The organism is Aurantibacter sp., assembly GCF_039941195.1.
Lineage (GTDB): Bacteria > Bacteroidota > Bacteroidia > Flavobacteriales > Flavobacteriaceae > Aurantibacter_A.
Map to the genome: position 1 here is coordinate 13180 of NZ_JBDVFA010000095.1, position 14810 is coordinate 27989.

The following is a 14810-nucleotide window of genomic DNA, read 5'->3' on the forward strand; positions in this document are numbered from 1 at the left end:
TTAAAATAGAAGCAAATGAAGACTATTGTAGTTATTGGAAATGGAATGGTAGGGTATAAGTTTTGTGAAAAATTTGTAGCTCATGCTGATTATAAAAAATATAAACTAGTAGTTTTTGGAGAAGAGCCAAGACCAGCATATGATCGTGTACATCTTAGTGAATTTTTTGAAAATCAAGATGCTAAAGCATTAGAGATGGCACCGGCAGAATGGTATACAGAAAATAATATTGAATTAATTGTAGATGAACGAGTATCTGACATACATAGAACAAGTAAAGAAATTACTACGGTTAAAGATCGTAAGTTTTCTTATGACTATTTAGTGTTAGCAACAGGGTCTTCTGCTTTTGTTCCTCCAATAAAAGGAGTAGAGAAAGAAGGTGTTTTTGTATATAGAACAATAGAAGACTTAGAAGGCATGTTGGCTTATGCCGCTAAAGTAAAGAAAGAAAATCCAGAAGCTAGAGCTGCTGTACTTGGCGGAGGCTTGCTTGGATTAGAAGCTGGTAAAGCTGTTATGGACATGGGGCTGGAGCCCCATATTGTTGAATTTGCCCCAAAGCTAATGCCAAGGCAATTAGATTCTAGAAGTAGTCAAGTACTACAATTAAAATTGGAATCTATTGGACTAAATATACATTTGAGTAAAGCTACTAATCAAATTTTAGGGGAAGGCACTATTACAGGAATGGAGTTTGGTGAAGATGATATGTTACCTGTAGATATGCTAATAGTTTCTGCTGGTATTCGTCCTCGTGATGAACTTGGAAAATCATGTAACTTAAAAATGGGAGTTCGTGGTGGAATTGTTGTCAATAATAAAATGCAGACATCGGATCCAGAAATATACGCTATAGGTGAGGTTGCCCTGTATAATCAAATGATTTACGGTTTGGTAGCACCAGGTTATGATATGGCCGGTGTAGCTGTAGCTCAAATTATGGGAGAAGAAACTGTAATGCCAGGTGAAATAGATATGTCTACCAAATTAAAACTTATTGGAGTAGATGTTGCTAGTTTTGGAGAACCATTTATGCCGGCCTCTAAAGGACATTCTATAATATTTGAAAATAAAACACAGCATTTATATAAAAGGATTAATGTTAGTTTAGATGGAAAATCTCTACTAGGTGGTATTTTGGTTGGTGATGCAGCTGACTATAGCATGTTACACCAAATATATTTAAACGGAATGGCTATTCCTGAAGACCCAGCACAGTTAATTTTACCCGCAGGTGAGGGTGGGGGATCATTCGGTGATGTAATGGACCTACCGGATGAAGCTCAGATATGTTCTTGTGAGAGTGTTACTAAAGGGCAAATTTGCGGTGTTATCGAAAGTGGTGAAGCTGCCGATTTAGCTGATGTAGTTGGTTGTACAAAGGCAGGTACCGGCTGTGGCGGTTGTAAACCAATGGTTAAGGATCTTACCGAGGCTACTTTAAAATCATTAGGAATAGAAGTTAAAGATTCTATTTGCGAACATTTTGACCTTAATCGACAGGATTTATATAAGATTATTCAGGTAAAAGGATATAAAAAATTTAATGAAGTATTAGACAACCACGGTAACGGTGGTCATGGATGTGAACTTTGTAAACCCGTAGTAGCTTCTTTAATGGCAACAATTAATGCTGATACTGCTAATGAAGAATATGCGATTCAAGATTCTAACGATAGATTTTTAGCTAACATCCAACGTAATGGAACTTATTCTATTGTACCGCGTATTCCTGGTGGTGAAATTACTCCCGATAAGCTAATCGCTTTAGGAGAAATTGCTAAAAAATATGATTTATATACCAAAGTAACAGGTGGTGTTCGTATCGATTTATTCGGGGCAACTTTAAATCAACTACCCATAATTTGGAAAGAATTAATTGACCATGGTTTTGAAAGTGGACATGCTTATGGTAAATCTTTACGAACGGTAAAAACGTGCGTTGGATCTACCTGGTGTCGCTACGGTATGGATGAGAGTGTAAGCTTTGGTATTGAACTTGAGAATAGGTATCGCGGTATACGTGCCCCACACAAAATTAAAGGAGGAGTATCTGGATGTATTCGTGAATGTGCCGAAGCACGTGGAAAAGATTTTGGACTAATTGCCGTTGAAGGTGGATGGAATCTTTATGTAGGAGGAAATGGTGGAGCAACACCAAGACATGCTGAGTTATTAGCAGAACAGATTGATAACCAAACTGTAATTAAATATATAGACCGTTATTTAATGTTCTATATGCGTACTGCAAAGCCATTACAAAGAACTGCTGCTTGGCAAGATAGGCTAGAAGGAGGAATGGAATTCTTAAAAGAGGTTATCATTGAAGACAAATTAGGCATTGCTGATGATTTAGAAAAAGAAATGCAAACCTTAGTAAATAAATTTGAATGTGAGTGGACACAAGCTATAAACGATCCTGAAATGATGAAACGTTTTAGTCACTTTGTAAATAGTGAAGAAGAAGATGACAACTTGGTTTTCGTACCAATGAGAGAACAAAAAATGCCTGAACCTTGGAATTAATAAAACAGCTTAAAATTAAATACAATGGAAGATGTTCTAAATAAATATAAAACTACTAAGTTAAACGATGTTAATATTTGGTTTAAAGCTGCTCCAGTAACTGCTTTTCCAAAAGATGGAGGTGCTTGTATTAAATATAAAAATTTGCAAATTGCAGTTTTTAATTTCGAAAGATTAAACACCTGGTATGCAACCCAAAATTTATCACCTGAAAAACAAGAAATGGTTCTTAGTAGAGGTATGATAGGCGATTACAAAGGAACACCAATGATTGCTTGTCCACTTCATAAAAAAACTTTCTCTTTAGAAACTGGCGAAAATTTAAACGGTAATTTAGACCCGATAGCAGTTTATCCGGTTAAAATAGAAAATGACTTTGTGTATGTAGGCTTTTCTGAATAGTTTTGAGTAAAATAGAATACCATGACAAATTCGGAAAAAATGCAACGGGCTTTTGAACTTTTTGATGTTGCAAATTCAAAAGATCCAAATACTGAGGTTTATAAAGATAAGAGTTATCCTAAAGAATTGTTGTATGCTGTTCGGATGACCGAACAGTTAAATGCATTTGAAAAAAATGCTTCCGAACCTTTACAATTAACAGCTCGATGTCAACATATTTGTCGATGGGAAATTCCGAGGGAATCCTATGATATGAATAGGGAGGGTTATTTGCGTTGGAGACAAGAATTGAAAAAATTTCATGCTAATAAGGCACAAAGTATTCTTGAAGAAGTTGGTTATTCGGAAGAAATAATTACTAAGGTTAAGTTTCTACTAGAGAAAAAACAATTGAAGAAGAACGAAGAAACCCAAACATTAGAAGATGTGGTATGCTTAGTTTTTCTAGAATATTATTTTGAACCATTTGCAGCAAAACATCCCGAAGAAAAAACTATAGATATTCTTCAAAAGACTTGGCGTAAAATGTCAGATAAAGGTCATGAAGCTGCTTTAAAACTTCCGCTTTCTAAAAGTGCAGTAGCTTTAGTTTTGAAAGCAATTTCTTAACAATATGTATGCAAGATAGCAATCAACACGACTCATTAGACACTAGCACTTTTCTTCGAGTACGAAAGTGGTATCTTTTGGCGTTAGCGGCTATTGCTATAACTATAATAATTGCTAACCTATTAATCCAATCGCATTTAAATTCACAGTTGAGCGATTCTCGCGTTATCAATGTAGCAGGTTTCCAACGAGCATTTAGTCAAAAATTGGTTAAGGAAATTTTACTTTTGGATGAAACTCCTTCTTTTGAAAAAAAGCAACTTATTTTATCAGAAATTGAAAAAACACTTGTTGTTTGGAAAGCTTCGCATTTGGGCCTTCAATCTGGAAGTGATGAGTTAAACCTACCTGAAGAAAAGGATCCAGAAATTTTATCTCTTTTTACAACGCTAGACCCACATCACCAGGCGATGGTTGTAGCTGCGGAGAAAATTTTGTCCGAGCAAGATACCTCGAGTATTAATTTTATTCATCAGAAGGATATCCTTTTAAAAAATGAGCGTGAATTTTTACGATTAATGAATGATATTGTAAATAAATATGATTTAAGAAGTAATGCCAAACTTCAAAATTTAAAGCAAAAAGAATATTGGCTTTTGGGATTGTCGCTATTGATTTTGTTACTAGAGATACTTTTTATTTTTAAACCTCTTTCCGTTCAAATTCGAAAAACCATCTCCAATTTAATGCAAAGTGAGTCTAAATCAGTTACTAAATCTAAAAAGATAGAAACACTATTAATTGAAAAAGAAAAGTCGTTAAAGGAATTACAAGAGCTAAATTTTGTAATTGATAATGCTGCACTTTTTGCTAGTGCACGTGCAGATGGTAGTATTGTATTTATAAGTAAAAAGTTCCTTAATTTATTGGGTGTTGAAAGGGAACAATTAAATAAACCTTTATCAGAATTATTAACTACAGATGAAGGACAACAACGTTATTTAAAAGAAGTATTAAAGAATAATCGCAAGAATAATATTAGAAATGAAGAAATTGAGATTACTACACCTAGCGAAGATAATATTTGGCTAGATATTTCTATTATTCCAATGCATCAGGCAAGCAAGCAACAAAGTATTTTAATTTTATGTTCAGATATTACCGAGCGAAAACAAAATCAATTGAAATTAGAGCAATTGACACAGCAGAGTTTTGAGGAACGTATGTATCAGAAAAAATTGCAGGCAAGTCAAATTGTAGAGGGACAAGAAGAAGAACGAAAGCGGATAGCTAAGGATATACACGATGGAATCGGACAAATGTTGACAGCATTACGTTTTAATATAGAATCGATTGATATTTCCAATAAAGAAAAAACAGTTGAAAAAATAGCCTATTTAAAGGATCTTACTGCCGATTTAATTAAAGGTGTACGTACTGCAACTTTTAATCTTACGCCACCAGAATTAAGTGATCATGGTATTTTTCCAGCATTGCAAAAGATGACATTAGAGTTGGCCAAACTTACGGGTAAAACCATTTTATTCGAAAATAAGATTGAAGAGAATATGCGTTTTGATTCTTTGGCTGAAACTAACATTTACAGAGTTACCCAAGAAGCTGTTAATAACGCAATTAAGTATGCACAGTCCAATTATATTTTAGTTAGTATTAAGTATAGTAATGATATTTTAAGCGTAATTGTTGATGATGATGGTAAGGGTTTTAATACATCAATATTAAGTGAGGTTCCTAAGAATAATAGTGAAGGTGGAATGGGACTTTTCTTTATGAAAGAACGTATAAGTTATATTAACGGTCGTTTGTTTATTAACTCTATATTGGGGCAGGGAACTAAAGTGACCATTAATTATAAAATACAAGAAAAGGAAGCATAAAATGGTACAAAATCAATTATATCCGGTTTTTTTAAAAGTATCACAATTGAATATTTTAATTGTAGGTGGTGGAAATGTCGCACATGAGAAATTGACCTTTCTTTTAAAGTCTAGTCCTAATGCAAATGTAGAAATGGTATCGCCGATGTATCGAGATGTAACTATTGAATTAGCAAAAGAATTTAATATTCAGATGCATTTAGATAGTTACGATTCAAAATATTTAGAAAATAAACATATGGTGATAGCTACTACTGATATTGTTACTGTTAATGAGCAAGTTTATCACGATTGTAGGTCGCAACATATTTTGGTAAATGTAGCTGATAACCCTCCATTTTGCGATTTTTATATGGGTGGTATAGTTACTAAAGGTAATGTGAAAGTTGCCATTTCAACCAATGGAAAATCGCCAACAACTGCGAAGCGTTTGCGTCAATTTTTTGAAGATGTAATACCTGAAAATATTGATGATTTGGTGCAAAACTTAAATGAATATAGAAAAACTATTAAAGGTGATTTTGAACAAAAAGTGGAAACCCTTAATGAGTTTACCAAAGGCTTAGTGAATAAAAAAGACGATAATGAAAATTAGAATTAAAGGGAATTCAATAAGATATAGATTAACCCAATCGGACGTGAAAACCTTTTGTGAAAATGGTTATTTTGAAGAGCGGACTCAGTTTATTGAGAATACTTTTATTTATTCCATAAAGATTTCAGATTTAATAGATAACATTGAAGGACATTTTAGGTCTAATAAAATAGAATTAATTATTTCTCAAACCTTACTGGGGGAGTGGGCCACCGATGAAAAAGTGGGATTCAATTTTAACTATAAACTTACTAATGGTGAAATTCTTTCTATACTAATTGAAAAAGATTTTACTTGTTTAGATAACACTATTGAAGATCAATCTGATAATTATCCGAATCCTAAATTGCAATAAATAAATAGAGCCTCTTTGGTTTAAAATGCCCTTAGGTCACTATTAATCGATGCACTTTTGTTGTCATTTTTTTCAATCTTGTTTAAAGGAGATAAATAAATAATATTATTTAAAGAGGGTTTGCTTGGCCTTTGACCAATTTGAATGCCTATTCGATTGTTTAAATAGTTCTCTTTATAAAACACCATTCTGTGCTGATTGTTGCAGGGGAGTTTTAAAGTATAATAACCATTTGCATCCGTTTCAAAAGTAAAGTTAACTTTGTTAGATATTGAGTTTAATTGAATATGCGCATTAGCAATTGGCTCTTTTGTACTTTCATCTAATACGTAACCTGAATATATCTGAAAAGCTACCACTTCTTTTGTAATAAGTTGATAAATATCATTATCACCATGGCCACCAACTCTATTTGATGTAAAGTATGCATTATTTCTACCGCTCTCAGCAATGTATGAGAAATCATCCATAGCACTATTTACTGGTGAACCCATATTTAAAGGAGTTGAATACTCTAACTTGGAAATTGCCCGCGAACTAAAAATGTCAAGTCCACCCATACCATAATGAGCATCTGAAGCGAAAAATAATTGTTGGCCTTGTACAAAAGGATAATCCTCTCTGCCCGCAGTATTAATTTTTGAACCTAAATTTATAGGGGCAGAAATAACATCACCATTATTGTTTAAGGTAACTTTATAGATATCACTTTCTCCAAAACCACCAGGCATATTAGACGAGAAATACAAATCTTTACCGTCAGCACTTATTGATGGATGGTTAAAAGAATAATTATCATTATTAAAGCTAAGAACTTTAATATTTGTGAGCTCATTGTTACGAATTGTTGCACGTAAAATTTGTTGGTTGGTTACATTTTCTGCGCCAACGTTAGTATCACTATTTCTTGTAAAATATACGGTCTTACTATCTCTTGAAAAAGTCAAAGAAGGTACAAATGTGGAATCTGTAATAATATTTGAAAAGTGACCATCACTTGTAACTGAATCTTGAGCGATTATAAACAAATCATAATTGTCATTCTCTTTTTCTCTTGACGAGATAAATAATAATCCATCTTTATTTATTGCAGGACTAAAATCAGACTTAGCACCATTAAATGGTAAATTAACTAATGTAGAATTTTCGTTTTTTCTTCTTTGATTATTTAGGTGTTTTTTCTGCGTTAGAATCAAATTTAATTGTTCTTTACCCTCATAAAAATTAATTAGTATTTCATCAGCTTTTCTAATTTGTCTATTTGCTTTTAAACATTCAACTAATTTAATTATATAGTTTTCTTCAAGTGCTCCTTGTTGTAAATCATATAGTTTTAAATACCATATGCCAGCTTCGGAATACTTATTAATATTAAAATAACTATCGGCCATGTGCTGTAATACATGCGCCGAAGGTTCAACGTTTGTTTTTATTATTTCTCCATATAATACAATGGCTTTTTCAAAATGATATGTATTAAATTGAATATCAGCTTCAATTAATAAATCTTCAACAGATTTTTTGTGAAGGTCTGTTTTTATTGAAGTTTCACTGTGTGTAAGTTTTGCGTGAATAGGTTTTGCACAAATAGAACTAACCACAAATAGGTTGAAAAAAAGTAGGATACGAATATTAAAAAAAATGGAAAACTTCATTATTTTAGTATTACAAGATTGGGTTCTATATTAACCATTATAGTACATTATTTATTGGAATGTGTTGTTCGTCTATTCGACGAAATGCCCATTTCATTCGTTGAATTACAAATCATTTTTTTATACGCCGATGAACTACAACATGGAAATTCTATTCTAGAATTTATAATTTATTGCTATCAGTGAGACGTTATTATTTGTAGTGTAAAAATAGGAGTATATCAAATTCGATTATGGAAAAATAGAATTTAATATCAATTGTTTTTAAACAGGATTTGTACCTCTAATATTTAGATTGTATAGGTGCTTTAATATGTGATTTCACTAGCTATCGAAGGTAAGTCTATAAAGATAGTTTTAAATGGGTTTGGATACGTTTTAAAACGTAAAAATGGCAAAAACATATTATTTATGTCTTTACCATTTAAACTGAGGGAAATTGTTTTAAAGTTAAGATGTAATTTGCTGTTTTTTATATTCCAAATACAACAAATTCGTTTTTTTATTTTGCGTTGTTTATTCTGTTATTCTCGCCATGTTTCGAAACAATAATGAAATTGGAACGCCTGTTTAATAAATGTTCTTGTTCGTTACATTGAACTCCATTTGCACATTTATTTTTAAGTTGTGTTTCTCCGTATCCATTAGCACTTTCTATACGGTAACTTGCAACCCCTTGTGTTTTTAGATATCTACTTGTCGATTTAGCTCTAGCGTCTGATAATTGTAAGTTATAGCTATCAGTTCCTCTAGAATCTGTATGCGATTCTATCTTTATTTTTATATCAGGAAAATTTCGCATTGCAAATAAAACCTTTTCCAATTCAATTTCTGCTCTGGGAGTTATATCTGATTTATCGTAATCAAAATAAATCGGATCAACTTTTATTTTTTCAACATTACCTTCTTTTACAATTAAACTTTCGAAAGGCGTTAAATAAATAAGGTTATTTGTTGATGGCTGTTCCACATTTTCTCCAGTAACAATTTTCACGCTTTCTCTCGAAAACCCAGCTTTAAAGAAAAGCATATTGTTCGTTCTGTTACATGGTAATATTAAATTGTAATAGCCATTCTCATCGGTTCTAAGAATATGTATTTGTTCGTCGGTAGAATTACTAAGTTCTAAACTAGCTTGTGCTATAGGTTCGTTTGTACTCTTATTTAAAACGTAGCCCGAGTATTCTAAACATTCAACTGGTTTAACTTTCGAGAATCTATAAATATCATCATCTCCTTTTCCACCACGTCTATTAGAAGCTAAATAACCATTTCCTTTTTCCTTTTCACGAATAAAAGAGAAATCATCCATATTGCTATTTATAGGTTTTCCCATATTCATTGGCATGGAATAATCTGTTTTTGAAAAAATTACGGATCCAAAAACATCTAACCCTCCAAGTCCGTAATGACCATCTGATGAAAAATAAATGCGTTCATCTTGTATAAAGGGAAACATTTCTCGACCACGGGTGTTAATTGCCGGACCTAAATTCATAGGGTCTGAAAGTACATCGCCATTAGTATTTAACTCCACTACGTAAATATCACTTTCACCATAACCACCAGGCATATTTGAGGTAAAGTAAAGAAAGCGTCCATCGGGACTTAGTGCTGGGTGACCACAAGAATAATTTTTGCTGTTAAAACTCAATGAGGTTACATTCATCATCTCATTATTAACAATGGTCCCTCTTAATATTTCCATATTAGAAAGACCATCTTCATTAGTATTTAGCTTATTCTTGGTCTTTAAGTAGTTTCTAGTAAAGTATACAGTCTCTCCATCCCAAGAGAATGTAAGGGTTGCATCGTGATAGGCAGATTCTAAATTGTTCAAGAATTTTTCTGGGATATAGCTGCCATCATTTTCGTTTGTGATATACAAATCTAAATATGGTTGTTTGTTCCAGGGATATAATTCTCCGTTTGATTTGATAGTGTCACGCGCAGAAGCAAAAATTAATTTGTCGTTAAACTGAACTGGGGCGAAATCAGATTTCTTGCTATTAAAAGCTAAATTATCTACTTCGTATTTTTCTGCTTCTAATTCTAAACTATCTAAATATTTCTTTTGAGTCATTATTATATGCAAGCGATCTTTATCTGTGTAAAAGTCTTTCAATAAATTATCGGCTCGGTTATTTTCATTATCAGCTTTTAGGCATTGAACTAATTTTATGATATTTCCTTCTCCGAATTCTCTACCTTGAATTCTGTATAATTTTTCATACCATGGTTTTGCCAAAGTATATTCGTTAATATTAAAATAGCTAGCCGCTAAATTTTGCATAACATGTAAGGAAGGTCTATTTTTCTTTTCAGCCAATTGTTTATATAATACAATGGCTTTATCAAATTTAAAATCATTGAAAAACTCATCGGCTTTTGATTCTTTCGTTTGGGCAGATCCAATTAAGCAAAAGCCCATTAAAGTATATAGTAGTAGTTTTTTCATAGTTTTTTTATTTAGAAGAAACGTGGAGATAATGCTCTCTTTTTAGTATTGAATAAAGTGTACTTAAGAATAATCTCATGAGAGCCATCATTATAACTTTGAAGACCTGTTATGGAATAGTCGTAAGCATACCCCAAAAAGAAGCTTTTTGAAATATGGAAACCTGCTAAGGCACTTATGGCATCATCATATCGGTATGCAGCACCAACTGCAAATGTTTCTTTTATTAAAAAGTTTGCCGAAAAATCTAAAGTTAATGGGGCACCCGAAACGTGTTTGGTTAGTATAGTAGGTTTGAATTTTAAATTTTGTGATACATCAAATACATAACCTGCCATAAAATAATATTGACTTTTTCTATCGGTTACAGTCTCATCATTATCACTATATACCTGAGAGTTTAAAATATTGTTGGTAGAAACACCCATGTACCATCGATCACTATAGAAAAATGCACCCGCACCAAAAACTGGTCGTACTGTGCTGAGGTTTTCCATAAAAACTGGGTCTAAATTGTTTTCATAAGTACCTTTAGACCAGTCAATTTTTAAAACATCTAATCCAGCGTTAACTCCAAGTCCTAACTTGGTTTTATATCCAGTTTGAATATGATATGCAAAATTTGCATTTACATTTAAGTTATTAGAGGCTCCAATATTGTCATTAACAGCACTTATTCCAAGACCAATTCGGTCTTTAACTAAACCATTAACGGAAAAAGATTGAACTTTTGGTGCACCATCTAAATTCACCCATTGGGAGCGATGTAAAAGCAATGCTTCTAAATGTTCACTAGAACCTGTATAACCGGAGTTAATTACCGTTGTGTTATACATGTATTGAGTGTACTGTGGTGCTTGTTGCGCGAATGTGAACTGTGTAGCTGTAACGAATGCACAGAACATAATAAAATTCGCTATTTTATATATTGTTTTCATGTTTGGATATAATTTGGGTTGATTTGCTTTTTAAAATTGAATCGTTATCTAGCTAGTTGAAGCCAGCCTACGAGGTCTCGATCAATTTCAGGGATGTTGATTTTGTAGAAATAAGTGCCTGCTGGTAAGTGCTCACCACTTCTAAGAATTCCATTTACATTTGCTATACCATCCCAAGTGTTCTGGTAATTAACTGCGCTGAACACCATACTACCATTACGATTATAAATTTCTACTGTATTATCATAAACTTCAAGTCCGTCTACTTTGAAGAAATCATTATAACCATCATTATTTGGAGTAAACTCATTGTAAACTATTAGCGAAAATTCTTCACCTAAAACTTCTCCACAAGATACTGTTGCAATAGATTGACTAACACCGGAATCAGAGTTACAATTGGTACTGTCTGTATAGGAAAGATGTATTGATGTGTCTTGTAAGTCTGTCCATCTAACACTTACTGATTCATCAGTTAAAGTGCCACCTTCCGTTATAGTGCCGCCTGTTATAGTCCAAATGTAATTCTCTTTACCACTTAAGGCTGCATAAGTATAGTCTCTATTTAGACAAACATCTTCAAATTGACCAGACATCAATATTGGTTCATCATCACTTATGGCAACTGTAATGACTAATCTACTTGTACTTTCACAACCGTTTTGTGTTTGGGCAACATAGTAAGTTTCACCGTCAACTAGTGCGGTCGAAGGATTTAATTCATTGCCACCAGACATGCTGTCATAGAAAATTACATCTTGTTCATTTACTTGTATATCACCAACTACTGGACTAAGGCTTGCACAAAAAGTTTGATTAGCCGAATCGGTAGTAGGCGTTGGAACGCTTAAAATGTCAACTGTAATTTCTATTCTACTTATTACTGAAGTAGGGATGTCAATTAAACCAGCAACATAAACTTCACCATCCACTAAAGGTGTATTTGCATCTATTAATACATCACTTGTTAAGTTTTCGAAGAATACTATATCATCACGACTTACCTGTAAATCTGAAACAACAGCTAATTCTGTTTCGCAAAAGATCTGGGTTAAATTATCTGTAGGTAGTTCGGGTAAATCAATTGGTAAAAGTCCTGTTACCGTACAAACACCATTGGTAATTGTAGTTTCAATACCGGTGTTAACTGCATCGATTAAATCATTAGCATCTATATCAATATTAAAATCTAAATTGGCGTCAATTGCACCTCCACTAGTAATATTATTTAATGTTAATGATAATAAATCTCCAGCATTTACGTCACCAATAACATTACCTGTGAGGGATAAAGATGTATCACCGCCATAAATATTTACTAGATCATCTATATCAAGAATGGTATCAACCAAAATTGCAGCATCAAAATCAGAATCAACAACAGTGACTATTACTTCTTTGTAATCGCCCGGAGCATTTTCACACGATGCAGAAGCTTCAGTTATTTTTACATAATAGGTATACGGACTATTGATATCATCAAGGTTATTAATTCTTAAAGTACCATTAGAATCTATTGTATATGTTGCTCCGTTAGATACAAGACCATCTGTAATTTCATTGGTTCCATTTGGATCAAAATACCAAGAAAAAGTACCATCAATATCACTTGTTGGAATTAATGTGGCTTCACTAGAAGAACATACAGGAGATTGATTACCAGATACCTCAATGTCACCAGCCGTTGGTATATCTACAACATTAACGATTACTGGAATTCGAGCTGATTCTTGCGAACATGTAGTTTTCGCCGATGCCACATAAAATGTAGTATCTGTTGTTAGAGTTGGAGTTGTAAAGGTTTCTCCAGAATTAACAGTCGCTAGTAAGTTGCCATTTTCAGGAGCATCATACCATCTAATTTCTGTGTTCGTATCACCATCAGCTGTTGCAATTATAGTAGCAGCAGTATTATAACAGGTACTAACATTTTCAGCGCCACCATTTATTACTGGTGAGCTTGGACCTACAAATACTTCATGAATTTGAAGTTGTTGCTCTAGAGCTACATTTAATAAAGAGGATAATCTAATGGTTAATCTATCTACATTAGCGTCTGGATGTATTTCTATAGTTGCCATAGAATCATCTTGTAATAGCGTTAATACATCTAAGTTTATTAAACTTGAAAGATTATCGGTAAAAACTACATTATTAGTACCATTCTGACCTACTACTTCAATGTTATTTAAAACACCCGCTTGTAATAAAGAGGGGTCAGTTGATAATTGCAAATAAAAACTATCGTCTTCATGAGACGGAGTGTCAAAATATATTGTTTGTTCAATACTTGCAGCAACACCCAATATACCTAAACTAAGTTCAGAAAATGTACTAGGGTTTTGATCAATTGCAGCACCAGGGTTTGTAACACCAGCACCACCAATATTTAATAAGTCAAGGGTAATTCCATTACCACTAAAAGAGGTGTAATTTGGTGTTCCACAACTGCTAGAGCCACTGCTTGTATATGCACCAAATACATTTAAGGCTTTTGTGTTATTTAATCCTATAAGTGATCCAATACGATTGGTTATCTTAATTCTATCATAGTCTAATGATGGGGAAATTGCTAAAAAGTAATCGTCGTTTTGATCCGATACTATTCGTAAATCATCATTAGAAAATCCTATTGTTGAATTGGAGGCTCTACTAAGAACTGTTGTGCTCCCATTTTTGGCTTCAACAGAAAATTCTTGATTTCCTATTAGAAGTGTGCCTGTTATATTTGCTAACAAACCTCCTAAGCTACCACCAAGTAAACTAGGTAATAGGTCGTCTTCAGTTTCTATTTTTACATAACTGGTTTTGTTTGCAGAAATCGTTTGCGTAAATCCTAATTCAAGTTCTCCAGAATATGCGCCAATGCCCAGAGCGATTCCAGAGCTTGCCATAATTTCTGCGTTTGTGTTTAGATTTGTGTCTATTGAATTTGCTGAAGCGTTAACCTGTTCTTCATTAATGATTGTAGTTGCAAAATCTTTCGTTTGAGCACAAACTGAGCAAATTCCAAAAAATAAATTTGCGATTAATAAGGTGATTCGAATCTTTAAAGTAGTTGTAAGAACCATAGGCGGGGGTTTGTAGGTTTAGTCTTACGGTAACTATAAGAATTGAGTTTTATTTTAATAAATCGTATTTTCTTTAGCTGAAATGCACATTTTTTTCGATGAAATGCATAATCCTATGTTTAATTAGGGATGAAATACACTGTTGAATTTTATTTAATATTCGAAATTAAGAGCGTTTTTAAATCTATATTAGTGAAGCTTTTGAAAATTGAGAATATAAAAAAGCCCCCTTTTGTTTCAAGAAAGAGGGCCTAAAAAAATAAGCTAATCGTTTAATTTGTTTGTCTAAGTTGGTTTTAATTTTAGTTGAAAAACAATTGTGTGAAATATAATACTCCGTTTGCATCAGCAGTAACACTA

General features: G+C 32.9%; 10 protein-coding genes. 6 read left to right on the forward strand and 4 right to left on the reverse strand.

The genetic code is table 11. The features are described from left to right. Positions 1–15 precede the first annotated feature (15 nt). The 6 genes from nirB to ABJF52_RS16170 are packed head-to-tail and all read left to right on the forward strand — an operon-like array spanning position 16 to position 6328. On the forward strand, positions 16–2529 hold the full coding sequence (nirB, locus tag ABJF52_RS16145; RefSeq protein WP_348152571.1) for a nitrite reductase large subunit NirB: 2514 nt from the start codon (positions 16–18) through the stop codon (positions 2527–2529). 24 nt (positions 2530–2553) lie between these two features. Further along, entirely contained in the window at positions 2554–2931 is a 378-nt protein-coding gene (gene nirD, locus ABJF52_RS16150) for a nitrite reductase small subunit NirD (protein ID WP_348152573.1), read from the forward strand. A gap of 21 nt (positions 2932–2952) precedes the next feature. Next, on the forward strand, positions 2953–3540 hold the full coding sequence (locus ABJF52_RS16155; RefSeq protein ID WP_348152576.1) for a DUF4202 domain-containing protein: 588 nt from the start codon (positions 2953–2955) through the stop codon (positions 3538–3540). Positions 3541–3548: 8 nt separating this feature from the next. Then, positions 3549–5378: a PAS domain-containing protein gene (locus tag ABJF52_RS16160; RefSeq protein WP_348152579.1), complete on the forward strand. Its 1830-nt coding sequence runs from the start codon at positions 3549–3551 to the stop codon at positions 5376–5378. A gap of 1 nt (position 5379) precedes the next feature. Then, entirely contained in the window at positions 5380–5973 is a 594-nt protein-coding gene (locus ABJF52_RS16165; protein ID WP_348152582.1) for a bifunctional precorrin-2 dehydrogenase/sirohydrochlorin ferrochelatase, read from the forward strand. Continuing rightward, a complete protein-coding gene (locus ABJF52_RS16170) occupies positions 5963–6328 on the forward strand; it encodes a hypothetical protein (RefSeq protein WP_348152585.1) in 366 nt (121 codons plus the stop codon). The genes ABJF52_RS16165 and ABJF52_RS16170 overlap by 11 nt, the downstream gene beginning before the upstream one ends. Before the next feature lie 20 nt (positions 6329–6348). Here ABJF52_RS16170 and ABJF52_RS16175 read toward each other — a convergent pair whose 3' ends face one another. From ABJF52_RS16175 to ABJF52_RS16190, 4 genes are all read right to left on the reverse strand, one after another. Next, a complete protein-coding gene (locus ABJF52_RS16175; protein ID WP_348152588.1) occupies positions 6349–7983 on the reverse strand; it encodes a carboxypeptidase regulatory-like domain-containing protein in 1635 nt (544 codons plus the stop codon). Positions 7984–8485: 502 nt separating this feature from the next. Further along, a complete protein-coding gene (locus tag ABJF52_RS16180; RefSeq protein WP_348152591.1) occupies positions 8486–10441 on the reverse strand; it encodes an OmpA family protein in 1956 nt (651 codons plus the stop codon). A gap of 11 nt (positions 10442–10452) precedes the next feature. Then, positions 10453–11379 (reverse strand): type IX secretion system membrane protein PorP/SprF, encoded by a 927-nt coding sequence (locus ABJF52_RS16185; RefSeq protein ID WP_348152594.1) that lies wholly within the window; start codon positions 11377–11379, stop codon positions 10453–10455. A gap of 44 nt (positions 11380–11423) precedes the next feature. Beyond that, the gene (locus tag ABJF52_RS16190) at positions 11424–14450 is read right to left on the reverse strand and encodes a gliding motility-associated C-terminal domain-containing protein (protein WP_348152596.1); all 3027 of its coding nucleotides are present in this window, start codon (positions 14448–14450) and stop codon (positions 11424–11426) included. Positions 14451–14810 lie beyond the last annotated feature (360 nt).